The sequence below is a fragment of the Bradyrhizobium sp. UFLA05-109 genome (assembly GCF_054185165.1).
Window position 1 is genome coordinate 1 of the sequence record NZ_JBBIAR010000085.1, and the last position, 26,406, is coordinate 26,406.

At 62.7% G+C, this 26,406-nt stretch carries 25 protein-coding genes; 5 read left to right on the plus strand and 20 right to left on the minus strand.

Annotated features, from left to right (window positions below):
- Window positions 1–140 precede the first annotated feature (140 nt).
- On the minus strand, window positions 141–1,040 hold the full coding sequence (locus tag Q3C01_RS39175; RefSeq protein WP_458150662.1) for a glycosyltransferase family 2 protein: 900 nt from the start codon (window positions 1,038–1,040) through the stop codon (window positions 141–143).
- Between the two features lie 157 nt (window positions 1,041–1,197).
- On the opposite strand from Q3C01_RS39175, the gene Q3C01_RS39180 reads away from it, so the two are divergent.
- Window positions 1,198–2,589: a hypothetical protein gene (locus Q3C01_RS39180; RefSeq protein WP_458150663.1), complete on the plus strand. Its 1,392-nt coding sequence runs from the start codon at window positions 1,198–1,200 to the stop codon at window positions 2,587–2,589.
- A 57-nt stretch (window positions 2,590–2,646) separates the two neighbouring features.
- Here the strand turns inward: Q3C01_RS39180 and Q3C01_RS39185 are convergent, their stop codons facing one another.
- The 6 genes from Q3C01_RS39185 to Q3C01_RS39210 form a co-directional block, all read right to left on the minus strand.
- Entirely contained in the window at window positions 2,647–3,846 is a 1,200-nt protein-coding gene (locus tag Q3C01_RS39185; protein ID WP_458150664.1) for a glycosyltransferase family 4 protein, read from the minus strand.
- Window positions 3,839–4,771 carry an NAD-dependent epimerase/dehydratase family protein gene (locus tag Q3C01_RS39190; RefSeq protein WP_458150665.1) on the minus strand — a complete coding sequence of 311 codons (933 nt, stop codon included), beginning with the start codon at window positions 4,769–4,771 and terminating at the stop codon, window positions 3,839–3,841. Before Q3C01_RS39190 ends, Q3C01_RS39185 begins: the two co-directional genes overlap by 8 nt.
- 79 nt (window positions 4,772–4,850) lie before the next feature.
- On the minus strand, window positions 4,851–5,471 hold the full coding sequence (locus Q3C01_RS39195) for an acyltransferase (RefSeq protein ID WP_458150666.1): 621 nt from the start codon (window positions 5,469–5,471) through the stop codon (window positions 4,851–4,853).
- 113 nt (window positions 5,472–5,584) lie between these two features.
- Complete coding sequence (locus Q3C01_RS39200; RefSeq protein WP_458150667.1) at window positions 5,585–6,700, minus strand: glycosyltransferase family protein; 1,116 nt, start codon at window positions 6,698–6,700, stop codon at window positions 5,585–5,587.
- Window positions 6,676–8,514 (minus strand): asparagine synthase (glutamine-hydrolyzing), encoded by a 1,839-nt coding sequence (gene asnB, locus Q3C01_RS39205; RefSeq protein ID WP_458150668.1) that lies wholly within the window; start codon window positions 8,512–8,514, stop codon window positions 6,676–6,678. Before asnB ends, Q3C01_RS39200 begins: the two co-directional genes overlap by 25 nt.
- Window positions 8,515–8,517: 3 nt before the next feature.
- Window positions 8,518–10,065 (minus strand): lipopolysaccharide biosynthesis protein, encoded by a 1,548-nt coding sequence (locus tag Q3C01_RS39210; protein ID WP_458150669.1) that lies wholly within the window; start codon window positions 10,063–10,065, stop codon window positions 8,518–8,520.
- A gap of 341 nt (window positions 10,066–10,406) precedes the next feature.
- On the opposite strand from Q3C01_RS39210, the gene Q3C01_RS39215 reads away from it, so the two are divergent.
- Window positions 10,407–10,598, plus strand: coding sequence for a hypothetical protein (locus Q3C01_RS39215; protein ID WP_458150670.1), 192 nt, complete (start codon window positions 10,407–10,409; stop codon window positions 10,596–10,598).
- Window positions 10,599–10,622: 24 nt separating this feature from the next.
- Here the strand turns inward: Q3C01_RS39215 and Q3C01_RS39220 are convergent, their stop codons facing one another.
- The 10 genes from Q3C01_RS39220 to Q3C01_RS39265 form a co-directional block, all read right to left on the minus strand.
- Window positions 10,623–11,324 (minus strand): hypothetical protein, encoded by a 702-nt coding sequence (locus Q3C01_RS39220; protein WP_458150671.1) that lies wholly within the window; start codon window positions 11,322–11,324, stop codon window positions 10,623–10,625.
- 185 nt (window positions 11,325–11,509) lie between these two features.
- Window positions 11,510–12,076 (minus strand): type II secretion system protein GspM, encoded by a 567-nt coding sequence (gspM, locus tag Q3C01_RS39225; RefSeq protein WP_458150672.1) that lies wholly within the window; start codon window positions 12,074–12,076, stop codon window positions 11,510–11,512.
- Window positions 12,073–13,122, minus strand: a complete 1,050-nt coding sequence (locus Q3C01_RS39230; RefSeq protein WP_458150673.1) for a PilN domain-containing protein — start codon at window positions 13,120–13,122, stop codon at window positions 12,073–12,075. Before Q3C01_RS39230 ends, gspM begins: the two co-directional genes overlap by 4 nt.
- 1 nt (window position 13,123) lies before the next feature.
- Window positions 13,124–14,041 carry a type II secretion system minor pseudopilin gene (locus Q3C01_RS39235; protein ID WP_458150674.1) on the minus strand — a complete coding sequence of 306 codons (918 nt, stop codon included), beginning with the start codon at window positions 14,039–14,041 and terminating at the stop codon, window positions 13,124–13,126.
- 8 nt (window positions 14,042–14,049) lie between these two features.
- Window positions 14,050–14,745, minus strand: a complete 696-nt coding sequence (locus Q3C01_RS39240) for a hypothetical protein (protein ID WP_458150675.1) — start codon at window positions 14,743–14,745, stop codon at window positions 14,050–14,052.
- Window positions 14,742–15,140 (minus strand): type IV pilus modification PilV family protein, encoded by a 399-nt coding sequence (locus tag Q3C01_RS39245; RefSeq protein ID WP_458150676.1) that lies wholly within the window; start codon window positions 15,138–15,140, stop codon window positions 14,742–14,744. The genes Q3C01_RS39240 and Q3C01_RS39245 overlap by 4 nt, the downstream gene beginning before the upstream one ends.
- Complete coding sequence (locus tag Q3C01_RS39250; RefSeq protein ID WP_458150677.1) at window positions 15,118–15,612, minus strand: pilus assembly FimT family protein; 495 nt, start codon at window positions 15,610–15,612, stop codon at window positions 15,118–15,120. Before Q3C01_RS39250 ends, Q3C01_RS39245 begins: the two co-directional genes overlap by 23 nt.
- Entirely contained in the window at window positions 15,575–16,033 is a 459-nt protein-coding gene (gene gspG / locus Q3C01_RS39255; protein ID WP_458150678.1) for a type II secretion system major pseudopilin GspG, read from the minus strand. The genes Q3C01_RS39250 and gspG overlap by 38 nt, the downstream gene beginning before the upstream one ends.
- A 77-nt stretch (window positions 16,034–16,110) precedes the next feature.
- The gene (locus Q3C01_RS39260; protein WP_458150679.1) at window positions 16,111–17,322 is read right to left on the minus strand and encodes a type II secretion system F family protein; all 1,212 of its coding nucleotides are present in this window, start codon (window positions 17,320–17,322) and stop codon (window positions 16,111–16,113) included.
- Between the two features lie 4 nt (window positions 17,323–17,326).
- Window positions 17,327–19,015, minus strand: a complete 1,689-nt coding sequence (locus Q3C01_RS39265) for a GspE/PulE family protein (RefSeq protein ID WP_458150680.1) — start codon at window positions 19,013–19,015, stop codon at window positions 17,327–17,329.
- A gap of 234 nt (window positions 19,016–19,249) precedes the next feature.
- Here Q3C01_RS39265 and gspD point away from each other — a divergent pair, with 234 nt between their 5' ends.
- Window positions 19,250–21,532: a type II secretion system secretin GspD gene (gspD, locus tag Q3C01_RS39270; RefSeq protein ID WP_458150681.1), complete on the plus strand. Its 2,283-nt coding sequence runs from the start codon at window positions 19,250–19,252 to the stop codon at window positions 21,530–21,532.
- Between the two features lie 5 nt (window positions 21,533–21,537).
- Entirely contained in the window at window positions 21,538–22,155 is a 618-nt protein-coding gene (locus Q3C01_RS39275) for a prepilin peptidase (RefSeq protein ID WP_458150683.1), read from the plus strand.
- Window positions 22,156–22,252: 97 nt separating this feature from the next.
- Here the strand turns inward: Q3C01_RS39275 and Q3C01_RS39280 are convergent, their stop codons facing one another.
- The gene (locus Q3C01_RS39280; RefSeq protein WP_458150684.1) at window positions 22,253–22,702 is read right to left on the minus strand and encodes a tetratricopeptide repeat protein; all 450 of its coding nucleotides are present in this window, start codon (window positions 22,700–22,702) and stop codon (window positions 22,253–22,255) included.
- A gap of 348 nt (window positions 22,703–23,050) precedes the next feature.
- On the opposite strand from Q3C01_RS39280, the gene Q3C01_RS39285 reads away from it, so the two are divergent.
- Window positions 23,051–24,244, plus strand: coding sequence for a CaiB/BaiF CoA transferase family protein (locus Q3C01_RS39285; protein ID WP_458150685.1), 1,194 nt, complete (start codon window positions 23,051–23,053; stop codon window positions 24,242–24,244).
- 18 nt (window positions 24,245–24,262) lie between these two features.
- Here the strand turns inward: Q3C01_RS39285 and Q3C01_RS39290 are convergent, their stop codons facing one another.
- Entirely contained in the window at window positions 24,263–25,780 is a 1,518-nt protein-coding gene (locus Q3C01_RS39290) for a tripartite tricarboxylate transporter permease (protein ID WP_458150687.1), read from the minus strand.
- A gap of 12 nt (window positions 25,781–25,792) precedes the next feature.
- Window positions 25,793–26,335 carry a tripartite tricarboxylate transporter TctB family protein gene (locus tag Q3C01_RS39295; RefSeq protein WP_458150688.1) on the minus strand — a complete coding sequence of 181 codons (543 nt, stop codon included), beginning with the start codon at window positions 26,333–26,335 and terminating at the stop codon, window positions 25,793–25,795.
- Between the last annotated feature and the right edge of the window lie 71 nt (window positions 26,336–26,406).

Sequence of the window (26,406 nt, forward strand, 5' to 3'; positions counted from 1 at the left end):
GGGGAAGCCATGACCGAGGTCTCTGCTGGAAGTTCGGCGCACCAAAGCCGTTAGATGGAGCGCGGGGAAAGGACGCTCGGCGATATGGAGCCCGAGCTGCTCACCCTTATACCGAGGATGTACCCGCCGTCGCGTAAGCGCTATATCCGTCCGAAAATGGCGCCAACATACATCGCTATCGTCTCAGTCGCATTCTGACGATACACGCCCGAACGCCACAGCAGCCGTATCCGATCGGCCAATTTGCTTCGTCGTGCGAGCGAAAAGTCGTCAAGCGTCGCCAAAGCCGACGGTGTGAACAAGCCCCTGATTGATCCAAGAGCCGCGAGGCTTACGTCATTCCAGCCCCTCCAGCGTCCACTTCCAAAGGCCATTGTCCGAGTCAAACGCTGACGTATGCCTCTGTTCGACCCGATTAGATTTTGCGAATGCTGACGATATCTCACAGACGGTAAGGGATCATAGAACGCACTTCCACCGGCTGCCGTCACCAGTTGGTAGGTCCACCAATCGTGCGCGATGAGGTTTACGGTCTTGGGTGTCTGTGCAAGCAAAGCCCTCGCTGGCCTATTCATAACCATCGTATTCCCGCCCCCGATATTCTGCACGAGGGCATTCTGAAAACTCGGCTGGCGGGAGAATAACGGCGAAAAACCAATTGGTTTTCCGGCCTCATCAATCAGCTCTGTTCTTGCGAAGTAGAGGGCCGGCCTCTCTTGCGCTGTCTTCTCGAACCAATCGGTCGCCCTCTCAAGCTTTTCAGGCAACCAAACGTCATCCTGATCGCAATACGCAAAGAGATCCCCCTGCGCTTGGCCTGCCTGGTTTACAAGCCAAAGGAAGTTCTTCCAAAAACCTTGCTGCGGCCCTTTGATTATGGTGACTTTCTGGGATACTGCTTGCGAAAAATGATGAACGATCTCGCGCGTCTGATCCGTGGAACCATCATCCGAAACAATAAGCTCCCAGTTTGCATGGGTTTGCGAGGCCAACGACTGTAGCTGCTCCTCGATATGTTCCGATCCGTTGTACGTCGCCATCAGAATGATAATTTTCTTGCCCTGACACCTCATTTCATCCGAATCTCACGTTCCTAAAACCAACACTGCAAGTTGCATTGAGCTTCTTAGGTCGACAATCTAGTCAGAGCAAGTGTTTGGCGCCCCGATGTATACTCATCCTACGATTGAACTCGCATTGGCCCGCAAGATGTCACAGTTCGGCAGGACTGAAAAGCAGCTCAGCATCTTGATTGCTCTTCATGTTGCGATCTGCTGCATCTCACTAGTTGTAATCGCAACCGCAACTCCCAAGGTTCTCATAGACGCTAACGTCTATCACATTCATTTCCGACTTGATGCGCTGTGGGTCGCATTGCTGGCGGTCACCCTGTTTTCAGTCGTGGGCGGTCTATTTGTCTTCTGTCCTTTCTCCATAGGCTATTTCGTCGGCTTTTACTTTTTCAGCATGACATCGTGCTTTCTTTGGCTGATCTGTTTCAGCGAGTTTCCGTACAATCATTTGCTCGCTGGCTGGTCGGCTGCGATCTCTTGCATAGCATTTCTGCTTCCTGCGCTCCTCCTGGGCAGGTCGTTGAAACATTCCCTGGAGGTCTCGATTACAACCTTTGATCGCATTGTTTCTCTCGCCATATGCCTGTCCGCATTCGTTATTGCGTCAGGAGCCTACTACAGCTTTTCTATCCCTCTCACGGGAGCGCTCGCCGATGCCCGCGAGACGATCTTGGTTCCAAGACCGATAGGCTATCTGGTCTGGATTAGTTCTAGCGCACTCCTGCCATTTGCCTTTGCGTATTCCCTGGCGCGTCAGTGGTACAGACGTTTGGTCGTCGTCGTCTTGCTGCAGCTCCTGCTTTTCCCCGTCACCTTGACTAAGACCGCTCTGTTTGCTCCGCTTTGGCTTACGTTTCTTCAGCTGCTGTCAGCAAGGACATCTCCGAGAAACGTGGTTGTACTCTCGTTACTTCTACCGATGACCTTCGGCCTTCTTCTTTTGCCTCTTGGATTCACTGCTGCTGGTCAACCGTTCTCGATTGTAAATTTCCGCATGCTTGCGATCCCGGCACTCGCCATGGACGTTTACAACGACTTTTTTTCGCGCAACGAGCTCACGCATTTCTGTCATGTCTCATTGCTCAAGACCATCTTGACCTGCCCCTACCGTGACCAGCTTTCGATCATCATGCACAATGAGTACCACCTGGGCCACTTCAATGCGTCCTTGTTTGCAACAGAAGGAATTGCGTCAGTTGGCCTGTGGCTCGCCCCTGTTTCAGCATTCGTTTGCGGCGTAATCGTCTCGTTTGCAAATCGAGTTTCGGCCAGCTTGCCACCCAGCTTTATCTTGGTTTCGGCCGGTATGCTGCCGCAAATCTTGCTGAACGTCCCGCTGTCCGTGGCCATTGCTACTCATGGTGCAGCCCTCCTATGTCTGCTTTGGTACTTAACACCGCGGCAACTGTTCGTATCCAATGGCACTACCTCGCGAAAGCCGGGGCTCAACACGGCCGACTCCCATCGCTCGCAGACTACTTATTCGCATGAAATTCCTTTCCCGCATCATCAGTGATGCGGGATCCGACTTGAACTCAAGCTCGGACGGGGCCGTTCTGCTGGCGCGTTGCCCTCACCCGCCTGTCCTGATCGAAGGCTCGGCGCGCGACGCTTGCTTGACACCTCGGGCAAGTCGGACGAAGTCCGCAACGAACGCCTTTACGCGCTCCTCCAGATTCGGCAACAAATCACGGACGTTCCCAGGCTCGGCTCTTTGCACGACATCTGACATTTGATCGGCCAGCGCTTCGGGATTGCGTATACCGAAGTATCGCGCCCCCCCGTCGGTCTGTTCGCGATGAACATCGAGGTCGGACAGGATCATCGGAACGCCGAACGACTTTGCCTCTTCCACGGTGGTGCTCCAACCCTCGCACTCCGAAGGATTGATGAGCGCCATCGACGCGCGCAGGAGAGCATAGACGTGTTCCAGCGGGATCATGCCGAGATGCTGAAAATTTACCGCGAGGCCCCGCGCCTTGACCTGCCTCATCGTGTTCTCAAAATAATCGGGTTCACGAAAGTCCTGCGTGCTCCCCGATGCCGCGACGACGACCTCGATGCCACGACGTTTCAGCACGTCGAGTGCGTCGATCACGAGTCGGTGGTTCTTGTGCCGCCAGAACTGATTTGGCAGATAGAAATAGCGCGGAGGCAGGCAGTATTTCGCGATCACGTCGGACGGGTTGGTGGCGAGCAGGCCGGCCGGCGGCTCGGTTGCAAACCGAACCACCGAGACGCCGTTCGACACTCCGGGATAGAATTTCCGGAGATCGCCAAGCGCGCTATCACTGCTCAACATAATGTGCCGGCCGGACGCGATCTGGACGCGAAAGCCGAGCTCTCGCCGCCAATACGCGCTCTTGGAGAAGAGATGCGGGAGCAGACGATGCTGAAAATCCGGAAACCACGCGATCGCGGGAAATGGCAAGCGCCAACCGAAGAACCGAGCGGATTCGAACACCATGTCGATGTTGTGATCGTGGAACAACGCGTACGCGGGCGCATCGAGTCCGAAGGCGAGCGCGCGGAAGAGATGGCCGCCTGCACGATCGAACACCGGCGAGCGAACCACCTCCACGCCCGGGATCCGCGCGAAGGCAGCGATCTCATCGTCATCATCCGCCGCGCCTGCAAACAGGACCGGCGTGATCGCGCCGGGACGATGGCGGTTCAAGACCTCGAACAGATTACGCTGATAGTTGTACCCCCCCGCCCACAGGCGCCTGGGAATATTGGTGAAAGCGACCCGGAGCGCCGCTTGTTCAGTCACGGTCCTGACCCTTGAACCAATCCACGTAGTCAGCGAGCCCGCGCTCGAGGGGAATCCGCCAGTCGAATTTCATCTCGCCGAGACGTCGGTGATCGGCGAGCAGGCTCGCAGGATCGCCCGGGCGCGCAATACCGGAATAGCGGACGACGGTGCTGCTTTCCCAGTTCCTGACCAGTTGAACGGCGATTTCGGCCACGCTCGCTCCCACCCCGGAGCCTCCATTGATCACGCAAAGACCGTCCGGTTGCGGGCTTTGTCCGATCCACGCCAGCAATCGGACGACGTCGCGGACGTCGGTCCAGTCCCGGATTTCAGCTCCTGTCCCGCCGAGTGTCAGGACAGGCTCGTCAGCCTTCAGCCGTGAGCAGATGTCCCAGAGTAATTGCTTGCGCAGGTTCGGTCCGTAGACCGAGAACAAGCGCACGACGGCGCAACCTATTCCATAGCTGCGCGCGTAGCTTCTGCACAGCTGCTCCATCATCAGCTTGTGCTCGCCATAGGGCGACATCGGCGCCAGCGTCGCGTCCTCCGAGATCGGGCCGACATGGTCCGCGCCATAGACCGCCGCGCTCGAGGCAACGACCAGCCGGCATTGAGGTGCAAAACCGCGCAGCCATTCCAGGAGGCGGGCCGTGCTGGACACGGTTCGGGAAAAGTCCTCAAAGGGTCGCTCGATCGACAGCCCGACGGAAGAGCCGCCCGCGAGGTGAAAGACCTGCGAGGGCGACCCATGCGCGGCCGAAAGCATGTTCAGGTTAGCCGCATCGATTTCGCCATTGGTCCAGGTCTGCAGGCCGAGCCGGCGCGCTTCGGATGGGTCGAGCGCACCGTGCCCGACGCCATGAATGCCATTGCCGGTCCGCGCCAGCTCGCGAACGAGATGGCGGCCGATGAACCCGTTAGCGCCTGTGACCCAGATGGACATCGAACTTTCTTATGCTCAACTAGCCGCATTCCGAACGGCAAACCGGATCGGCTGCCGATCCGATGCCTTGCTGATTGTCTCATCGCTCATCCGGAGACAACTCCCTGACGACGGTTGCGGGATTTCCGGCAACAATCGCGTAGGCCGGAACGTCCTTGGTGACAACCGCTCCCGCGGCTACGATCCCGCCCTCCCCAATCGTCACGCCGCGCATGACCATCGCGCCGGCGCCGATCCAGGCGTCATCGCTTATCTTAACTGGACGATCATCAAGAAAAACCTTTCTGGGGTGGCCCGTCGAAAAAATCTGCCTGGCCTGCTCGTGCCGCTCGCTAGCCTTGATTGGATGCGAGAGATTGTCGAAAATATTCACTGCATGTGAGATCAGGACCCGATTGCCAATTTGGATCGACACCCCCGACCAAATCCGCGTCCCCACGCCCACGTAACACCATTCTCCAATTGATATCCGGCCGCCGTGACCAAGAACCATCAGTTCGCCCCTGATGTGCGAATAGGGGCCGATGACGATCTGGTCGCTATCGCCAAGCGCGTTTCTGATCCTTGCGCAGTGAGCCAGAAAAGCCCCCTCTTGCAAACGGCAGGTGGCACGCCCGATGAGCCGCTGGGCGAGCAAATGGAGATTGATCCCGTCTATGAATCTTGCGCAGTGGCGCGCAAGGCTGGCGGGGCTGGACATCAAGGTTTCCTCTTATATGGCGCCGACGTCTCCGCCCGAAAGTGCACAGGACACCTCCCAAAAATCGGGCTTCGACCTTCAATGGACGACATTCGCAGCGATGCGTCAAATGGCTAGAGACGCCCTACGATAGTCTGAAAGAGGCTCCACTGACGCGCCTTAGTGTGGACTTCATTGACTCGAATTCGACCGTTCGTGGCTATTTGCCGTACATCGGTCCAGTCGGAGATAGCTCGCTCGATCTGCTCAAGACAACTCTTCTCATCGTGATAGACCAGCATCGTTTCGTCGGCGACCATTCCCTCGGGATAGTGGCCAGCGTCCGAAACCAGCAGCGCACCGCATCCCATGGCTTCGAAGCAGCGCATGTTACCGCGATCCTGGCCCGCCATATCGATCGCCCCATTGAGGACGATCTTGGATCGCCCGATCAACTCGTAGAGCTCTCTTCCAAAGACCGGCGGCTTGGCGATCCCCGCAACTATCTTCGGACGCCGATGCTTCTGGAGCGGCAGCAGGTAGCCGATCCAACTCTCCGCAAGCCTTGTCAAACGCGACGAGTCAAGACAATAGACGATCTGTCGGTTTCCGGCGAGAGCAGCCACCTTCTCGAGCGTTCTTGCTCGCGCTGAATGGTGCCGTGAGTAGCCACCGACAAACAGCACGTCGATGGGGCGCTCATCCTGCACGTACTCGCTCATTGCGGGATCTATTGCAGGCGAAAACCACTCGGCCCGGCACCCCTTGTCGCGCCATGACTGTAGAATTGACGGGAAGTTTCCGAGCACCGCACCATAGGCCCTTAGGTCTGCGTTTCCCGACGGCGCCGCACGCCAACAGAGTGTCTTCTTCACGCAGCCGGGCAGCTTGCGAACAAAGGAACTCGGAAAAGCGACAGGATCGAGGTTGTAGAGCACTTCGGTTCTGTGGTGCTCGATCTGTGCGAGCAGAATGTCCTCCGGCGCTGCTCCCTGGCGGACACCATGTTCGCGTGCCCACCGGCCTTGTAGACGGCTATCGTTGGCACAGGTCAAGAACGCACTTGCATCACGGTCAAGCACAGGCTGCAGAAAATGAAGCGCGCCGAACCGATCTTGCAGAAACACATCGCGCCGTTCACGAAAGCTCAAGCCTTGTGATGCCAGGCGATTCAGGCGCGTAAGGTAGGAGGGAGTGAGACCGCAGTTCTGGAACACCCGCATATCTAAGCGTACCTTGCCAGCATCCATTTCATGTTGAGATACGGCCAGATGCGGCCGGCCGTCTCCCAGTCCCACGCCTTGGCCGCAGTCAAGCGGCCGACCGTCGCAGACAGGCGGGCTTCATCGACCAGCTCGGCGAATGCCGGCACCTTGCGGTCGAGCAAGGCTGCGATCCAGCCGGCAAGCGGTCCGTTGAGCCATTCCGGCATCGGCGAATTGAAGCCGACCTTACGCCGCGCGGTCCGGATCTGCTCCGGCATCAGGTTGGCCATCGCCCGTCGCGCGACGGCCTTGGTGTAGCCGTCCGACAGCTTGCTCGATTCCGGCAGCGTCATCGTATAAGTCACGAGGCGCCAATCCATGAACGGCATGCGGACCTCGATGCCATGCGCCATCGAAAGGCGGTCGAAGTTGCGCAGAATGGTGGGCAGCACCGTGCTGTGGAACATGCGGTAGAGCCGGCGGTTCAAGGCGCCCCATTCGCGCGGCAACTCGTCGTTTTCGGCAACCAGCGGCAGCTCGTCGGGAACGTTCAACAGGCCGCCGCGCAGGAAGTAGTGCCCCCTCGCCCTGACCGTCAAAGCCCGCACGAGATCGACGCCGCGCCGTGCCAGCGCCGAGCGTGACGCAAGGTCGGCCGCCGCATTCCGAATTCGGAAGGCGCCCGCTTGTCCGTCCTGCAGATATGCGCCCATCAGCTCGTCTGCCCCGTGGCCATCCAGCGACACCGTCACGTCGTGGCGTCTCAGCTCCCGATAGATCAGCCACGCGGCGCTGGGCAGCCCGATATAGACGTCGTCATTGTCGTCCAGGATCTGGTCGATATCGGTCAACGCATCGCCGCGCCCGATTTCAAGGAACGTGGGCGCGACGCCGGCCCAGGCGGCCGCCACCTCGGCCATCGGCCGTTCGTCGTTCGCGGCGCCCGGGAACGTCGCAACAAAGGCGTGCCGCCATGCAGTGCTGTCGCGCGGTCCCATGCCGGCACTTTCATGCGCCGCCATCGCGCAAATCACCGCCGAGGAATCGAAGCCTCCGGACAAGCACGTCCCGATCGGGACATCGCTCCGCATCCGCAAGGCCACGGCATCCTGGAACAACTCGCGAAAACGGTCCACGCGCCCGGCTTCGGTGCGCGGGGTGTCCGGCAGATGGTCGACGGTCCGCCACCAGCGCCGGACATCCACCCCGCCATGGCGCAGCCACATGCAGTGGCCCGCCTGCAGCCGGCGGACGTTGCGGAATAGCGTCCGTTCACTACCCTCGACGCCGAACGCATCGAGCAGCATACGCCGCGCTACCTCGGTATCGATCGACGCATCGATCAATCCACTCCGCGCCAGCGCACGCTGCTCGGATGCGAAGACGAAGCGTTCGGGCGACAGAGCATACAACAGCGGCTTGATGCCGAAGCGATCGCGCGCCAGAAACAACTCGCCGCTGATGGTATCGAAGATCGCCAGCGCCCACATGCCGTTGAAGCGCAGCAGCATGTCCTCGCGCCAGGCCTGCCAGGCCGCGAGGATCACCTCGGTATCGGACTGGCTGCGGAAGACCGTTCCCCGCTCCGCGAGCTCGCGGCGCAACTCGAGGAAATTGTAAATCTCGCCGTTGAAGACGATGACGTGGCGACCTTCGGCAGACACCATCGGCTGATAGCCGCCCTGACTGGGATCGATGATCGCCAAGCGACGGTGGCCGAACGCGAGGCTCCCGTCCGCACTGGACCAGATGCCTTCGCCGAAGGGGCCTCGATGCGCGAGCAGGTCTGTCAGCCGCTTGATGTCGGCCGGTGCGACGGCATTGCCGCGAAGGTCCAATATGCCGGCAATTCCGCACATTCCCTAGGCCGCCTTGATCGGGATGAAACGGCCGACGACGGCGCGAAGGTCGCGCCAGCAGACGGCGCGATAGGGACCAAGCTGCGACGCGGTGACGGCGGCGACAAAGATAGTCGCAGCCGACAGCGACGCCACGCCGCCGACGTACCACCATGCCGGCGCGGACTCGAACGCGAAGCGATCGAACCCATGGCGAAGTGCCAGCGCCGCCAGGATCCCGACACCGAGCGGCATCAGCATGAAATGGAGCACGCGTGACCAAATACCCGCAATCTTGATACTGAACCGCACTACGAGGACCGTCGTGATCATCTGTGCGATCATACCCACACAGGCGCTCCAGCCTGCGGCCTGCCAGCCGAAACGCGGCAGCGCGATGAGGCTGGTTGCGAGTGTGACGCCGCCGGTGCAAAGCGAGATCAGAGCATTGGCGCGGGATCGTCCCTGTGCCAGCAAATAGAATGCAAGGACATTTGCGCTCGATCCCAGGATGCCGGCGATCGACAGCACCACAAGCACCCTCTCGCCTTCTGCCGCGACCTCGGCACCGGTCCACAAATGCAGCAGCGGTCCGGCCACCGGAATGAGCCCGCCCAGCGCGCTTGCGGCCAGTACGTTGAGGATCCAGGAGGAGCGAAGCAGCAGATCGACCTTGCGGTCTTCCGCCTCCTTGTGCAGCGAACTGAAGAACGGAAACAGAGTTTCGCCGATTTTCAGGACCCCGATATAGACAGCCTCCTCAAGGCGCTGAGCGACGCCATAGAAACCCACGAATTGCGGCTGCAAGAGTGCGCCGAGGAGATAGCGGTCTGCCTGCGCGGCAAATAGCGCGCCGCCCTGGGCCACCAGCTGCCAGCCACCCAGGTGCACCAGACTTTGCAGCGCACCGCGATGAACCGCCGGTCGCGCCAACCAATCGCCGATCGCCTGGCGCGACCAGCCGAGCGTCGCGAGCAGGCTGCTCGCAAAGCCTAATGCCTGACAGCCGAGAAATGTCGACGCATGCGGCGCAGATGGGACGAGGAGCAGCATGGATCCGGTCGCGGTAACCGTACTGACGATACTGATCGACGCAATCCGCCGATAATCCTGGCGGGCCGTGAACAGCGCGAGAAGAACTGACGACAAACATTGGCACAGCCAGCCGAAGCTCGCCAATGCAAAGGCGCGCTCGAGATCATCGGCGACCGGTCCGCTGAGATGGAATCCGTGGCGCGCGAGCGGCGCGCCGGCGAAGCCATAGAAGACGGCGATCAGGGTGCCTGCACCGATTGCCAGCGCCATGGCCGTTGCAAACAACCTTCGCGCATCAGCGCGATCGGACGGCGTCAATCGTTGTGCGAGTTCGCGTGCGGTCGACATCGCCAGCGAATTGCTGAACACGAGCGCCGGTGCGATGCAGGCTGTGACCAGCCCTGCGACGCCGAAAGAAGCTGGGCCAAGGCGGAGCACGACGAACGGCAGGATGGCCAGATTGAGTGCTACCGCCACCACGAACGCAATCGCGTTCCAAGCCGAATTTCCGAGCAGATCGGGCGGACTTTTTCTCACACCAATTCCAACGGTTAGGCCATGCCTGACCTTGCTCGATCGCCGGTCGATTTCAGCAACGGAACATACGTTTTCGGGCGACCAGATTGGGCCTTGAAAGCGCGTCTTAAGGCGATTGAAGGGCTTAGGCAATGGCATCAAGCTTGGGTCCCGGTTTGCCAAGCCGCGAGTACGTCGCTGGTCCAGAAATGCGGGAACGGCGGAATCAGTAGCAATTGCCGGGGCAGGCACGAAGGGCACGAAAGAGGTGTCGCCGCCGCCGGCGTGACGGAGCTCAATGACCAGCCGAAGCGCGATTCAGCCTGACGAATGCGGATCGCTTTCTCTGGACGGTGCGGTCCATGGGGATCGCAATGGCGTCGCCCTCGTCGATCAGCGATCCCGCATTGCGTTCGCTTGAACCTTTTCCCGATCGTACCCCAAAAAGTCGTCTGTGGATCAGCGTGCTGGGCGTGGGACTAATCGGCGCCGCCTTTATCGGATTTGCAGTCCTGCTCGGCTACTGTCTGGCGAAGCTTAACGTCGACCTGTGACATGCTTGGTCAGAACACCCCGGCTCAAAGACCGTCCGACCCGCCCTCCTTCGACGTCGAGCGGGGCGTGAAGGACGCGGTGCCGCCCGTAACTGGCGTGGTCAGCTTGCCGCCCGCCCCCGGGGGCATGGCAGCCGCGCCACTCGGATCGGACTGCGGGGGCCGCACGTCCAGCCGCTGCAACGCCAGCACCTCACTGCGGTCGCCGTGCTTGAAAGTAACTTCGCGCGGCTGAACGGAGCTCAATGACCAGCCTGCCCGCGATTCACCCTGGCGCATCCGGATCACTTTCTGATCGTTGCGATCCATGAGGATCGCAATGGCGTCGCCCTCGCCGACCACGGCTCCGACCAGAACGAGCGGCAGCGGGGCCTCGGTCGCCTTCGGGGGCGGCGGCGCAGGGGCTTCTTCGCCTGGCGAGGCCGCCACGGCCCGCGGCGGCGGCCGGCGCGTCGCCGAAAAGATCGGGCGTTCCTCTGTCGCGGTAAGCGCCGACAGCGGCACAGCCCAGAGCGGGTTACCACGGGGGACCGGCTTGCTTGCGGATTGCGCCGGCTTTGCGATCGGGCGCATTGCGCCAACGTCGACGGTGTCAGTCGAATTGCTGACGGTATCCTCGGGCAGCATATCGATTCGGGACGAGGTCGCCGCCATCATCGCCCCTGTGCTCAGGGCAGGGATGATCCATAGCGCGGCCAATCCGATCCGTCCCAGCCGTGCGATCATCGACAGTCCCCCTGCGACCGACCACCGCGTGGCGCGGCCAAGTCGGCAAACTAGTTCCAATGCGGTGCGCCATCAACCCGCGTCGAATCAAAACGACGACGAGAACCGGGGAACACGTCCCACCTGCCGGCCTTGCGCTCTCCGTTCCGAAACACTTTGCTCCACAGACAAACTGGTGAATGAGCCTACTTTCCCGCCTGCCACTGGCCGGAAACACCGAGGATCACCCTGACGCGGCCGGTGCCGGTATCGTTCAGGGTCGTTGTCTGCGGCACCTGGACATCGAGCTGGTCGACGAACAGGAACGGCATGCCGGCTTCGAGATCATAGAGCAGCTTCTGCAAACTGGATTGCTCCAGTTCGCAACTGATTACGAGACCGACAAGACCATCCTTGGTCTGGGCGCCGGAGACGTCGACCTGCGACGACTGGACCGAGCCGCCGACGCTACCGACCGCGGAGGCGACGCGCTGCAGAAGATTGGCGCCCGCAACCGTCACGGTCGGTCCTTCCAGGAAAGGCGTGCCCGGATGGTCGGCCGACAAGGCGGCCTTTCCACCGATGCCGGCCTTGCGGCCGCGCAACTGGTCGAGCAGATCGGAGGTCTGCGTCAACGCCTGCCGATGGGCGAAGACGTCGGCGACCGAGAGCCCCGCCATGAGCAGAAGACCACCGGTCATGGCGACATAAAGGGTCACCGCGATCAACGGCGAGGTAGTCAGGGCGCGCGTCATGGTGCTTTGGGCGCTCATGGCACGTTCCTCGGCTCGATCTGCGCCTCGATATGGAAGCGCTCACCGGGGTCCGAGGGCGAGCGCGTGGTCGGGGCGTAGAATGTCGCGCGGGTGAAATGCTGGGATTGCTCGATCAGCGGGATCAGCGACGGCGCATCATGCGTGATGCCCGCGATCTGCAGCTTATTGCCCGCGAGATGCATCTCGGTGACATAGGTGTGATCCGGCAGCACGCGGCTCAACGACTCCAGCACGATCACGCTCGCCGCCGTCTCGTATTTGCGACGCTCGAGAAGCGCGAGCGGCGAACGTTCGCCGCCATCGGTTCCCGTGCGCAGCGCGGCTCGGCGCTGGGTGATCTGCCGCTCGAGCTCGTTCTCCTGCACGCTGAGGCTGTCGGCCAGATAGCTCGTGAGAACGGAAGCGATGACTGCTGCGACGGCGGCGACGCCGAGCACGATCTGTAGCATGCGGCTCAGGCGGGCCCGGTCGATGGCGCCGCGGGACTTCTGTTCGAACACTTTGATCCGGGCCTGCCCCGGTTCGGCCACATCAGTGCAGATCGCGATTGCGGAGGGATGGAAGGCTGACACCGCGTCGACATAGCCCATCGCGAGCTTGCGCGGCGCTGCGGCGATCACGGTCGTGATGGCCTCGCTGCCGCTTGCCAACGGCGCGCCGCAGCCGAATACGGCATCCCCGGCGCTCCACGGCGTCAGCCGGTCGATTTGCGCTCGCACGATGCCTTCGAGGAAATCGGCGGCGCGGGCCGGCAATTCGAGCGGGCGGAATAGGAAGCGCGTCGGCCGCAGCACGATCTCGATGCGGCTTCCGCGAAGCACCGGTGCCAGATTGGCCGCGGCGAACTCGCCGTCACGAAAAGCGATCCCGGCCGGAACGTTGTCCGGCCTGTTGGCGGCCTCCAGCGCAAACTCTCCGCTCTCGCTTTCGACAAGCCGGACGAGACGCGGCGACACCATCCGCTCGAAACCGGCGACGATGGTCGCAGCGACCGTGCCGGTCCAGGCGTTGAGGATGGCGCGTGTCGATTGCAGTAAATTCATCTCACAGAGGCTTTCCGGCGGAGCCGTCCAGGTCGTTGTGCCACGACAATACACGATAAGGTTCGTCGGTGCCCTCGAGAAGCAGAATGACGATTTCGGCCGAGCTGCGCCGACGTGAGGTCGACTCGACCGCGACGCTCAGCCGGTACGCATTGGAGCCGTCCAGTGTGGCGCTGCCGGCGCCGGCAAGTCCGAGCAAGGAGCGCGGATTGACGTTGGGATCGTCCCGGTCGCGCAACATCTGCTGCAATGTCTCCGGCGTCATGCCCGGCAGCGCCGCCAGCACCTGGGGCGCCGCGTCAAGCAAGTTCACGGTCCGCATGTTACTGAACACGGTAACGAAGGGCAGCATGCGCTCGATTACTGCGGACGGGATGCCGCGCACCAGCCAGAGCTCGTCGACGTGCGGAAATGGCGCATGGCGCGGCAGATAGTCCGAGCCGAGCGTTCGATAGTAGGAATTCTCCGGATCGTCACTGCCCGCCTCGGTCGATGCGCGCCAGGCGAGGATGCGGTCGGCATAGCTCGCCGCATCCGTCTCGCTGATGCCAAGCCCGATCATCAATCCGGCGAGCAGCCCTTTCGGCGCGGCATTGAGATCGATGCGCGCGGCTTCGGAACGGAACGTCACGGACACCCGTCCCGCACCGATGCGGGCATTGAACGTGCCGCTGGTCGGGCGCGTCTCGCTTTTTGCCATCAGCTGATAGGCGGCAAGTTCGACGCCCGCGCTCACCAGCGCGTCGGCCTGGATATGATCAGTGTTGCCGGCCACCGTTACAGTCGTGTTCGTCACATAGGTCAGGTAGATCAGGACGAGTGCCGCCAGCGCGGCCAGCATCCAGAGCACCGCGACGACGATGAAGCCGCCTGTCTGTCCGGCCGCGCTCCCGCGGCGTCGCGCGACGACCTTGAGCATCACAGCTGCTACTCCTGTTTCTCGGCCTGTTCCGGCTTTGCACGCGCGGTGGCGCATGTCGCGGGATTCTTGGCGCGCGCGCATTCGGCGGGTGTCGTGATGTGCGGCATCACAGCGCCCGAAACCGCCAACACCTGTCCCGTCGAACTGTCGCGCACGGTGACGCGGATGCGCTCGGGCAGCTGCGCTTGGTCGCGCCAGGTCGGCTGCCAGACCTGATCCGGCCCCGAATAGGAGAAGGTCACGCGGAACGGCGCGCGCAGCAGCACCACCTGGTCGACGAAGCGGATCTGGCCGTCGGACGGCATCGGTGCGAACGGCGCGCGCTCGCGCACCAACGCAAGCCCGCGCGCATCGGCCTTCTCGATCAGACGCACGATCTCGAGTCCCGGGTGCACGTTGGGACCGAGCGCCGTGCGCACGAAGGTCACCGCCAGCTCGGAAGCCTCGAATAGCGGGGTCCTGCTGTCGGCGTTCATCGGCAGCTGCTCGGCGACCGACAGGTCCGCGACGATGCGATCAAGCCCGGTGGCAACGCGCTCGGCCCGCTGCACGCGCGCGATGCCGCGATTCCAGTTCGGCAGCCACTGTGCGGTAACCGTCGCCAGAGCCGCGAGGATGACGGTCATCAACAGAGTCGCCAGCAGCACTTCGAGCAGCGTAAAGCCCGCCTCCTCGGCCAATGCGCGGCGCAGCGCCCTCATTGCGCGGCCCTCGGCACCAGCTTCACGGTCGTGATTTGGAACGCGCTGCCGTCGGCACGCTGGAGTCGGAGATTGACCGATAATGGCACGAAGCGGTCGGTCGCGGGATCGCCGCCTGGCACGTTCATCGGCGTGACGTCCATGCGCCAACGGCTGCCCGCGAGCTCGCCGCTTTGCCGCCCCGGCCTGAGCAGCGCGCGCGGCGGCAATTGCGCCAGCAACGTCTCCGCCGCTCCGGCCAGCGCCAGGCGCTGATCGATCGAGCGGGTCCCCTGCACCGTCGTGGCGATGACTGTCCCGATCGTACCTAGCACGGCCACGATGATCGCAAGCGCCACCAGCGCCTCGATCAAAGTGAAGCCGGCCTCGCCTCTAGAGCAGCTTCTGCGCGACAATTTCGACGCCTCCGGTCAGCCAGTTGACGCGCACCTCATAGCCCACGCCCGGCCGTGCCAGCGCGATCACGCCGCCGCACGACATACCCGACGGGAAGAAATCGATCGTTCGCCCGGCGGCACGGTCGGCGCAGCGTGCCGCCAGCATTGCCTGTACGGTCACGTCGTTCGGCAGGCGGAGGACCCGCCCCGTGACGCCAGAGCGGATCGCGCGAGCCTCGGCATCCACCTGCGTCGTAACCCTGACCTGACGACGCAGCGCCGTGCTGCGATCGGCCTTCAGCAGCGCCGCGGTCGCGACCGCATAGCTCTCCAGCCTTGTGCGCGTCGTCGTGCGCGGGATCGCCGGCAGGATGATCGCAGCGAGCAAGCCGATGATGGCGAGCACGCACAGGATCTCGATCAGCGCGAAGCCGCGCGCATCGAACGCGGTCTCAGCGCCCGCCGCTGGCAATATCGGCTGCCGTTCCACTGCCGCCTTCCTGACCGTCCGATCCGAGCGAGATGATGTCATAGGGCGCACGCTCGCCGGGCGCGCGGTAGACATAGCCGTGTCCCCAGGGATCGTTTGGCACGACGCCGCCACGCAGATACGGCCCGTTCCAGCCCGGTACATTGTTGCTGCGCGCCAGTGCGGCCAGCCCTTCGTTGGTGGAGGGATAACGGCCCAGGTCGAGATAATAGAGATCCAGCGCGCTCGAAAAACTCTCAATCTGGATCTTGGCCGCCTTCGCCTTGGACTCGCCGAGATAATTCAGAACCCGCGGGCCGACCAGCGCCATGATGAGGCCAATGATGGTGATGACGACAAGGATCTCGACCAGCGTGAAGCCGGCCTCCCCTCGTCGCCCGCGCCGCCCGCGCTTTGCGAGTGCGACTGAATTTCTAGTCACTTCAACCCCCTCCGTAGCCAGGCTACTGTTTGTGCAGTCTCTTCGGAAAGCCGCTTCGCACTCTTCCGGATCATGCTCTAGCCGACAATTTGACTGACCGACATCAACGCCGTCATGACAGACACAATCAGGCCGCCGACCACAACCGAAATCACGATGATTGCGGCAGGGCCTGCAATGCCGACGGCGCGGTCGAGCGTGCGCTGCAGCTTGGCCTCGAAGAAATCGGCGACGCGGCCAGACAGCATCGGCAACTGCCCGGTCTCGTCGCCGAGCCTGAGCATGCGCACCGCCATTGCCGGCAGCGCGTCGGTCTCGGCCAGCGCATCGGATAGTTTCGTGCCGTGGCGGACGCGGTCGGCGGCCTCGCTCCACACCGTCGAGGGGCCAGCGGTCGCCATCATGTCGATGAGAATACGTAGCGTGGTCGTCAGATTGACCCCGCTGCCGAGCAGCACGCCGAGGTTCCGGCAGAACAGCGCGGTGCGATACGAGCTCACGATGCCCCGGATTGCCGGTAGCCGCGTGATCGCGTTCGAAATGCCGCGACGGATGCGTTCCTGCCGCAACACCAGCCACAGGATCGCGATCGTTGCGGCAAGCCCCGCCAGCACCGCATCCGAATTGTCGTGCAGGAAAGTCGACAGGTTCAGGAACACCAGTAGCATCGGGTCGACCTTGGCGCCGAAGTCCTGCAACACGCTCGCGAATTGCGGCAGTACGAACGTCAGGAAGAACAAGAGAACGCAAGCGGCCGCGCCCAGCACGAAGACCGGATAGCGCATGGCATCGCTGAGCTTGCGCTTCAGCGCCTCCGTTCGCGTCCGCTCGTTGGCCAGCACCTCGAGCACTTGGTCGAGCGACCCCGATGCTTCGCCCACCCGAACGAGCGCTACATACATCGGTGGGAACAACGTGCCGTGCCGCAGCAGCGCCTCGGCAAAGCTCTCGCCGGCGAGCACGCGCGAACGGATGTCGGCGACCACGGGCCGCAGCCGTCCGAGATCGCGGTCGGCTGACAGCAGCTCCAAACCGTCATTGATGCGGGCGCCCGCGCGAAGCAGCAGCGCAAGGTCAGCGGTGAAGATCGTGACGTCCGCGAGCTTGGGCTTGTTGAAGACGCTGAAGGCGCTGCGGGCCGAACCGCCGTCCTCCAGCGCGACGTTGTCGACCAGCACGAGGCCGAGCCGTTCGATCCGCTGCGCGACGTCGCCGGGTGCGGGTGCGGCGATGGCGCCGGAGACCAGCTCGCCATTGGCATTGAGCGCGCGGTAGCGATAGTTCGGCATCGGATCAGCGGACCGTCGTGACGCGGAAGACCTCGGGCACGGTCGTCAGCCCGGCGCGGCATTTTGCGACCGCATCCTCCAACATCGTCGTCATTCCGCCCTGCATCGCCGCAGCGTCGATGGAGTGAGAATCGGTCTGCGGCCCGATCAGTCGGCGAATATCGTCTGACATTTCCAGGATCTCGAACACGCCGTTGCGGCCGCGATAGCCGGTGCCGCCGCAGCGTTCGCAGCCACCGGCCTCGTGCACGACCTCGCCCGCCCTGAAGCCGATCACGGCAAAGCGCGGATCCTTGGCAAGATCTGTCTCGGTCAGCGCGTGCGGCACCTTGCAGCGGTCGCACAACACGCGCACGAGACGTTGCGCCACCACCGCACGCAGCGTCGACTTCAGCAGAAACCCTTCGATGCCGAGATCGATGAGGCGAGGCACGGCGGCAGCCGCAGTCTCCGTGTGCAGCGTCGTCAGCACGAGGTGGCCGGTCAACGAGGCATGGATCGCAATATGCGCGGTCTCGGCGTCGCGGACTTCGCCGACCATGATCACGTCAGGGTCCTGACGCACGAAGGCACGCATGGCGGAGGCAAAGCTCAGCCCGATCGACGGCTTGACCTGTGACTGGTTGATGCCGGGAATCTCGTATTCAACGGGGTCCTCGATGGTGAGGATCTTGCGCGTCGGCTCGTTCAGGATCGACAGCATGGTGGCAAGCGTCGTGGTCTTGCCGCTGCCGGTTGGCCCGGTGACCACGATCATGCCGTGCGGCATGGCAAGCAGCCGCGTCATCACGCTCTCATCGCGCGCGGCAAGACCGAGCTTGCTCATCTCGAGCAGGCCGCGGTCGCGCGGCAACAGACGGATAACGGCGCTCTCGCCATGTTGCGTCGGCATGGTCGCGACGCGGACGTCGAGTTCGCTGCGTCCGACGCGCACGCGCGCCGCACCATCCTGCGGCAATCGCCGCTCGGCGATATTGAGACCGGCGAGAATTTTCACCCGCGAGATCAACGCCTGGGGCGGGATTCCCTGCAGCGAGGGCAGAGCGCGCAAGAGGCCATCGACGCGCAGGCGTAGCACGAGCCCGGCGCGGAACGGCTCGATATGAATGTCGCTCGCGCGCAATTCCACTGCGCGCTCGAGGAGATCATTGAGCGCGCGGACCACAGGCGCGCCGCTCGCGAGATCGCGCAGGCTCTCGATGTCGTCATCGGATTGCTGCACCACGTCCTTTGAGGCGTCATCCGCACTCGCATCCTCCGCGTCTGCACGCTGGTCGAGAACTGTCGTAATATCTTCATATGAAGCAACTACGATGTCGACCGGTGCGCCGAATACAATTTCGGCGGCGCGAATGGCTGCAGTATCCGACGGGTCGGCAATCGCCAATCGATAGCCATCATTGGGCGCACGAAACGGGAAGATTGTCGATTCACGCAGGAAGCGGCGCGAAAAACCGTTCAAGCACGGCGTCGTCGTCAGAAGCTGCGGAAGGCTCAGCCGAGTCAAACCAAAATAATCGGAGACCTCGTCGGCGAATTCGGCTGCGGAGAGGTCGGTCGCCTCCCACAATTCGCGCAAAGGTCGGTTCAACGCCGAACTGTTCGACGTCTCTGCGCGCGCGCGCGCCTGCGGTGGCAACGAATGTTTTTCGAAAAGATGCTGCCGGAAGCTATCTGCGGATAGGTCTCGCATCGCAGTCACAGCTTACCTTGTTAGGTGAAAGCACCGCACCCGCACGTGACGGAAGGCGTTTGCCCTTGACTTGCTACGTAGCAAAAACATATTCGTGGCGCAAATTGTTGCGCGTCCTGATCATGAAGATCGGATGCGTTTCCAGTCACTCGTGCTGTTGGTAGGCGTCCTTTGTTTAGAGTGGTCCAGCCGCTTTCGCGCCTCCGCTCAGCGTTGCCTGGAACTGTCATCCTTTTGTCATCTGCGTTCCTGTTGACCGCGTGCATCGTCACGGCCGATCAGTCGATCGAACGCAATCCCAGCGATCCGCGCGCCCAGGATATCACTGACAAGATTCGTTCGCTCGATCTCGAACCTCGCCAACCCGCAGACACGGGCGCGAGCGGCATCGCCCAGACCAAATCGTCAAAGCCCGCGATCTATCTCAGCGACGGCTCGACGCCACAAGGCGGGGCGCTTGCCGAGCGCGACGATGGTGGCGGCGGCTACGATCTGAATTTCGAGAACGCGCCGGTCGCAACCGTCGCCAAGGTCATCCTCGGTGATGTCCTCAACGTGGGCTACACGATCGACCCGCGCGTGCAGGGCACCATCACCCTGGCCTCGGTGCGCCCCGTTCCAAAGACCGATGCGCTCTATGTGCTGGAGAATGCGCTGCGGATGTCCGGCGTTGCGCTGGTGCATGATCGCGGCGCGAGCTATCGCCTCATCCCCGCGCCGGAAGCAGGCCCCGGTGGCATCGACCGCTCGGTTTCTGCAGAAGCCGGCCAGGGTATCAGCGTCGTGCCGCTGCGCTACGTCTCGGCGCAGAACATCTTCAAGCTACTCGACGCATTCGGCGTGAAGGCGTCGACCATGCGCCCGGACAATACGCGCAACACGCTGATCGTCACCGGCAGCGGCACGGATCGCGCGGCGGCGATCGACACCATTCTCTCCTTCGATGCCGACTGGATGCGCGGACAATCGGTCGGCATCATCCCGGTGCGCAACTCCTCGCCTGAGCCAGTCATCAGCGAGATGGAGAAGATCATGGATTCGGGCGAAGGCGGCCTGAGCCAGAGCATGATCAAGTTCCAGCCGATGACGCGCCTCAACTCCATCCTCGTGGTCAGCCAGAAGCCGGAATATCTCAAGCGCGCCCAGGTGTGGATCGCGCGGCTAGATCGTTCCGACACCGACGGCGTGAACATGAAGGCCTACCCGCTTCGCTACGGCAACGCGAAGGTCGTGGTCGCGCTGTTGAACGACATGCTTTTCAGCCAAGGCGGGACGAGCAGCTCTTCGCTCGACAATTCGTCGAGCCAGATTTCGCCGGGCTCCGGCGTTTCGATGTCCTCATCGGGTCTTGGCACCAATCCAGTGGCGTCACTGAGCGCGCTTCCGACGGCTGCCGCAGGCGCAGCAACCCCGGTCACCGGGCCTGCGGGCTCCTCGCTGAGCGCCCGTCCCGCACTCGCAGCCAGCGGTGCGCCCGGCCAGGATAACAACTCCGGCTCGCTGCTCGGCTCCGGCTCGAAGCCGGCCGGGAGCGCCGTCCTGCAAAACGTGCGGATAACTGCCGATGTTACCAACAACGCCGTGCTGGTCTATGCCAACCAGGAATCCCAGCGCGTCGTCGAGCAGACCATCCGGCAGATCGACCGGCCGCAACGCCAGATCGCGATCGAGGCGACGATCGCCGAGGTGACGCTGAACAACCAGCTGAACTATGGCGTGCAGTTCTTCCTCGCGAGTCAGAAAGGCTCGGTCTCGAACACCATCTCCGGCATCAGCAACAGCGCGACGATCGGCAGCAACACCGAGGCGGCGAGCAACGCAGTCAACGCCGCCGCTGGCGCACTGCTCGGGCGCGCGTTGCCCGGCTTCAATTTTCTGATCGGCTCTGAAAACTCGCCGCGCGTCGTGCTCGATGCGCTGCATAACGTCACCGACGTGAAGGTGCTGTCCAATCCGTCGCTGGTGGTTCTGGACAATCAGACGGCAACGTTGCAGGTCGGCGACCAAGTGCCGTTCTCGACGGGCACGGCGACCGTGCTGACCGCGAACAACACGGTGGTCAATACCATCGACTATAAGAACACCGGCATCATCTTGCGCGTGTTGCCGCGCTCCAACGCCAACGGCAACGTGGTACTGGACATCGAGCAGGAGATCTCGAGCGTGGCGGCGGGCAGCACGACGCTCACACCGACAATCTCGCAGCGCCGGGTCAAGAGCTCGATCGCGGTGACGAGCGGCCAGACCGTGCTCCTCGCCGGCCTGATCAGCGAGACCGAAAACAAGCAACGCCAGGGCCTTCCGATCCTCGACTCTATTCCGGGAATGGGCGACGCCTTCTCGCACCAGACCAACGCCCGTGCCCGCACCGAGCTGATCCTGTTCATCCGGCCGACCGTCATCAAGGACGGCGTCGACGCGCATGTCATCGCTGAGGAGATGCGCACCAAGATGAACAGCCGCCTGGTCGGCACCAGCGACCCTGTCGTCGTCGTTCCACCGAAGACGGCACGCTGAAAGACGTGACCGGATCACTTGCGAACGGTCCGCGGGACCTGCGGCTCCTCATCAGCCTGACGCTCTGCGCCGCGGTGATCATAAGCCTCCTCACCGCCCCCGGCGAAGAAGGCCTCTGCGGCGCATATCTCGCCGTCCTGATGCTGGCGATCGCAGCGACCGACGCGCAACGCTACATCATTCCCAACGAGCTGACGGCCGCGGCCTTGGCTCTCGCCTTGCTGCGCGCTGCAGTGCTTCCGTCCGACGCCGGGGCCGGCGCCAGCGCCGTGCTCTGGGCAGGCATTCGTGCCGCTATCGCAGCGCTGCCACTCCTGCTCCTGATGCTGCTCTACCGGCGCTGGCGCGGCCGCGACGGGCTTGGGCTCGGCGACGTCAAGCTCGCCGCCGTCGCCGGCGCCTGGCTCGAACTAACTACGGTGGTCGCGGTAATAGAGCTGGCGGCGTTATCCGCCATCGCAGCCTATGCTGCCAATGCAGCACTGCAGAAGAAGCCGTTGCGCGCAACCGCTTACCTGCCGTTCGGCCTGTTCTTCGCGCCGGCGATCTGGATCGGCTGGATCGGCCAGGGCTTGATTAACCAATTCTGGCTGGCCGATCGGCTGGTGTTCTGGCCCGGCTAGAGCTTGATCCGGAAAAGTGTGGAGCGGTTTTCCGAAAAGATCATGCTCAAACAACAAGCTAAAGAGCGATGACGATTCATCCTAATCTCATCGCGCTTTAGCGCTCGCGGCTGGGTGCCCATTCCAAAGCCCGCAGACGCGCCTCGGCGATTTCTCCGCGCGTCATCTTGGTGGTAACGGCGTCGCGGATCCGGGCCCTCGCGTCGCGCGCCTGTGGCGGTGCGGCAGCGGTCGACAGGTTGAGCCATTTGGACGCTTCGATGATGTTTCGCGGCACGCCGAGCCCGCGATCATAAAGCAGCCCAAGGGAGTATTGTGCGAGGCTGTCACCCTGCTCGGCAGCCCGCCGGTACCACATCGCAGCTTCCGTATAGTTCTGCGGCACGCCACGGCCGGTCTCAAACATGTAGCCGAGATAGGACTGCGCGGCCGCGTTACCGCGCTCGGCCAGCGGAATGAAAGCACGCGAAGCCGTGACATAATTCTGCCGCTTGAAGGCGGCGACCCCTTGACCAAGCGATTGCGCATTTATCGGAGCAATCGACATTATTAGCAGTGCAGTCGCCGCGAGGCCGCATCTAGTGGCTAGCAACAAGCCAAGTGACCGCGGCCAATGGCCAGCGGGCTTTAGGTTCCGATCGCCTGTACCGACAGTCTCCATTCCACCGTTCCCCTGCATTCAACCACCAAACTAGTCCGGGGCTACGACAGAATCTATAGCGCGAGCATCAGCTCCGGAGTTGGAAACGTTGAATTTCCAGAACCTGGGACCGCCGGCGATATCGGCGAGCTTTTTCAATGGATTCGAGAAACCGTGGTCTGCATTGAGCTGACTTGCTGGATCCTGCTTCAGCTTTATTGTGGGTCCGAGATCATCCTCTTGGAGCGTTTGCATATGCCCTTCCCACATGCCTCACAGGCCCTGTCGCGCTTTACCGTGCTCGACCTGACCCGTGTCCGGTCCGGGCCCACTTGCGTGCGACAGCTCGCAGACTGGGGCGCCAACGTCATCAAGATCGACGCCCTCACTGAGGATGCCGGCGGCGAGCAGCCCGGTGGACCGAGGCATGGGGCGGACTTCCAGAATTTGCACCGCAACAAGCGGGCGATGACGCTCAATCTAAAGGACCCGAGGGGACTCGAGGTATTCAAGCGCCTCGCCGCCCAGGCCGACGTCGTGGTCGAAAATTTCCGTCCCGACGTGAAGAAGAAGCTCGGCATCGACTATGAGAGCCTGCGCGCGATCAACCCCCGCCTGGTCTATGGCAGCATCTCTGGCTTCGGCCAGGACGGCCCCTACCACAAGCGGCCGGGCTTCGATCAGATCGCGCAGGGCATGGGCGGGTTGATGTCGATCACGGGGGCCCCGGGCGGCGGTCCGATGCGGGTGGGTATTCCCGTCGCCGATCTCACCGCCGGGCTGTTCTGCGCCATCGGCATTCTCACCGCGCTGCTCGAGCGCGACGTCTCCGGCGAGGGCCAGTGGGTGCAGACCTCGCTGTTGCAGGCGCAGATCTTCATGCTCGATTTCCAGGCCGCACGCTGGCTGATGGAGAAGGAAGTCGCCAAGCAGGCCGGCAACAATCATCCGACCAGCATTCCGACGGGCGTATTCAGGACCTCCGACGGCTACATCAATATAGCCACCACCGGCGGGCGGATCTGGGAACGCTGCGCGCAGGCGATCGGCGCGCCTGAACTCGTCGCCAATCCGGACTACGCGACGGCGCCCGCGCGCTCAAAGAATCGCGATACGCTCAACGCCGAGATCGAGAAGCGCACGATGGCCAAGTCGACCGAAACCTGGGTCAGAGAGCTCAACGAGGCCGGCGTTCCCTGCGGGCCGATCTATTCGATCGACCAGATGTTCGAAGATGCACAGGTCAACCATCTCGGCATCGCGCAGGACGTGCCGAACGCGGAGAACCGTCATATCCGCCTGGTCGGCCAGCCCGTCACGCTGTCGCGCACGCCCAGCACGATGGTGGCGCGCCCGCCGGAAGTCGGCGAGCAGACAAGCGAGGTGCTCGCCGAATTCGGCTTCGATGCCGCCGAGATCACCAGGCTCAAGGACGCGAAGGTGGTGTAGGTTTTCCTCAGCCGGCACCTAGCCTGAGGCGGGGGTCGGCTGAGGCGTCCGTCGGATGCGGTTGAACAGTGAATCGATCAGCGGCCAGAACAGCAGCAGGATCGCCAGCGTCGTGATCGAGCCGACCAGCCCGTTCGACCAGAACACCCTGAGGTCGCCTCCGGCGCCGATCATCGACAGGCGGAAGGCGTCCTCGGCGCGGTTGCCGAGCACGAGCGCCAGCGTGAAGGGCGCCAGGGGAATACCGATCTTCTTGAACACGTAGCCGACGACGCCAAAGCCCAGCATCAGCCAGATGTCGAACATCGCATTCTGGATGGCGTAGGCGCCAATCGCGCAGGATACCACGATCATCGGCGCGACCGCAGCGAAGGGCACGCGCAAAATCGAAGCAAAGATCGGAACTGTGGTCAGCACCATCACGAGGCCGACGACATTGCCAAGATACATCGAGGCGATCAGGCCCCAGACGAAATCCTTGTGCTCAACGAACAACAACGGCCCCGGATTGAGGCCCCACACCATCAACCCGCCAAGCAGGATGGCCGCCGTTCCTGAACCGGGAATGCCGAGCGCGAGCATCGGCAGCAGCGCCGAGGTGCCGGAGGCGTGCGCGGCCGTTTCCGGCGCGAACACGCCCTCGATGCGCCCCTTGCCAAAGCTTCGGGGGTCCTTGGCGAAGCGCTTGGCAAGGTTGTAGCCCATGAAGGAAGCCGCGATCGCGCCGCCCGGCGTGATGCCGAGCCAGCAGCCGATGAAGGAGGAGCGAAGCAGCGTCACCCAGTATTTCGGCAGGTCCTTCCACACCGACAGCACGACGCGCAGTGAGATGCTCGCGGCGTGCCCGCGCAGCGCCAGCCGTTCTTCCATGGTCAGCAGGATCTCGCTGATGCCAAACAGCCCGATGACGGCGACGAGGAAGTTGATGCCGCGCAGCAGCTCGGCGGAGCCGAACGTCATCCGCAATTGGCCGGAGACCGTGTCCATGCCGATACCGGCGAGCAAAAGGCCGAGCGACATCGAGATGACGGTCTTGTGCTTGGCCTCGCGGCCGAGACCGACGAAGGAGCAGAAGGTCAGGAGGTAGACCGCGAAGAACTCAGGCGGGCCGAATTTGAGCGCGAAGGACGAGATCAGCGGTGCGAGAAAGGTGATCAGCAGCACCGCGACCAGCGAGCCGATGAAGGATGAGGTGAAGGCCGCGGTGAGTGCCTCGGCCGCCCTCCCCTGCTGCGCCATCGGGTAGCCGTCGAAGGTGGTCGCAACCGACCAGGCTTCGCCAGGGATATTGAACAGGATCGAGGTAATGGCGCCGCCGAACAGCGCGCCCCAATAGATGCAAGACAGCATCACGATGGCTGAGGTCGGATCCATCGTGAAGGTCAGCGGCAGCAGGATGGCGACGCCGTTGGGGCCGCCAAGGCCCGGCAGCACGCCGACGAAGATGCCGAGCACGAGCCCGACCATCATCAGGACCAGCGTTTTCCAGGTGAGCAGGACGGCAAAGCCGTGGACGAGGAGACTGAACGCTTCCATCGTTGGCCCGCCCTAGAAACCGAAGGCCGCTTCGAGCGGTCCCTTCGGCATGATGACGTCGAAGGCGATGTCGAAGGTGACGAACATGATCGCCGAGAACACAAGAGCGGTGAGCAGCGACTTCCACAACGCGATCTTGCCGATCAACCGCATGAAGCCCGCGATCAGAAGGAAGCTCGCTACGTAGAGGCCGAGGAATTGCGTCAACAGGCAGAACAGAAGCGTTGGCGCGAACACCGCCAAGACGCGGCGCACCTGCGCGCGGGTGACGAAAGGCTCGCTCGCCGCGCGCCGCACACCTAGCGCCGCGACGAGGCCATAGAGGCTTCCGCCGGCGAGGATGACGGACAGATAGAACGGGAAGTAACCAGGCTCGGGCCCGGTCGAATCCCAGGAAATGCCGGTCCGCCAGTTGTCGTAGCCGAGTGTGATCGCGAGTGCGAGCAGAAGCAGCGAGACGACGATCTCGATCGTTCGCGAACTGACGACGCTCGGCGAGTCGTCTTCAGGCGCGGTGGGATCGTCGACCACAATCTCGATATCGGTTTGAGACATCACTCTGCCTGATCAAGTTGCGTCGTCATCGGGCTCGCCGAAGCCGGGTCCCGGTGGCGGGGCATGCATCG

What these genes read in the sequence shown, in the direction of transcription:
- Q3C01_RS39175 (WP_458150662.1), bottom strand. Translation starts at nt 1,040, where the DNA reads ATGGCGACGTACAACGGATCGGAACATATCGAGGAGCAGCTACAGTCG.
- Q3C01_RS39190 (WP_458150665.1), bottom strand. Translation starts at nt 4,771, where the DNA reads ATGTCCATCTGGGTCACAGGCGCTAACGGGTTCATCGGCCGCCATCTC.
- Q3C01_RS39195 (WP_458150666.1), bottom strand. Translation starts at nt 5,471, where the DNA reads ATGTCCAGCCCCGCCAGCCTTGCGCGCCACTGCGCAAGATTCATAGAC.
- Q3C01_RS39200 (WP_458150667.1), bottom strand. Translation starts at nt 6,700, where the DNA reads ATGGATGCTGGCAAGGTACGCTTAGATATGCGGGTGTTCCAGAACTGC.
- asnB (WP_458150668.1), bottom strand. Translation starts at nt 8,514, where the DNA reads ATGTGCGGAATTGCCGGCATATTGGACCTTCGCGGCAATGCCGTCGCA.
- Q3C01_RS39215 (WP_458150670.1), top strand. Translation starts at nt 10,407, where the DNA reads ATGGGGATCGCAATGGCGTCGCCCTCGTCGATCAGCGATCCCGCATTG.
- Q3C01_RS39220 (WP_458150671.1), bottom strand. Translation starts at nt 11,324, where the DNA reads ATGATCGCACGGCTGGGACGGATCGGATTGGCCGCGCTATGGATCATC.
- gspM (WP_458150672.1), bottom strand. Translation starts at nt 12,076, where the DNA reads ATGAGCGCCCAAAGCACCATGACGCGCGCCCTGACTACCTCGCCGTTG.
- Q3C01_RS39230 (WP_458150673.1), bottom strand. Translation starts at nt 13,122, where the DNA reads ATGAATTTACTGCAATCGACACGCGCCATCCTCAACGCCTGGACCGGC.
- Q3C01_RS39235 (WP_458150674.1), bottom strand. Translation starts at nt 14,041, where the DNA reads ATGCTCAAGGTCGTCGCGCGACGCCGCGGGAGCGCGGCCGGACAGACA.
- Q3C01_RS39240 (WP_458150675.1), bottom strand. Translation starts at nt 14,745, where the DNA reads ATGAGGGCGCTGCGCCGCGCATTGGCCGAGGAGGCGGGCTTTACGCTG.
- Q3C01_RS39260 (WP_458150679.1), bottom strand. Translation starts at nt 17,322, where the DNA reads ATGCCGAACTATCGCTACCGCGCGCTCAATGCCAATGGCGAGCTGGTC.
- Q3C01_RS39265 (WP_458150680.1), bottom strand. Translation starts at nt 19,015, where the DNA reads ATGCGAGACCTATCCGCAGATAGCTTCCGGCAGCATCTTTTCGAAAAA.
- Q3C01_RS39280 (WP_458150684.1), bottom strand. Translation starts at nt 22,702, where the DNA reads ATGTCGATTGCTCCGATAAATGCGCAATCGCTTGGTCAAGGGGTCGCC.
- Q3C01_RS39285 (WP_458150685.1), top strand. Translation starts at nt 23,051, where the DNA reads ATGCCCTTCCCACATGCCTCACAGGCCCTGTCGCGCTTTACCGTGCTC.
- Q3C01_RS39290 (WP_458150687.1), bottom strand. Translation starts at nt 25,780, where the DNA reads ATGGAAGCGTTCAGTCTCCTCGTCCACGGCTTTGCCGTCCTGCTCACC.
- Q3C01_RS39295 (WP_458150688.1), bottom strand. Translation starts at nt 26,335, where the DNA reads ATGTCTCAAACCGATATCGAGATTGTGGTCGACGATCCCACCGCGCCT.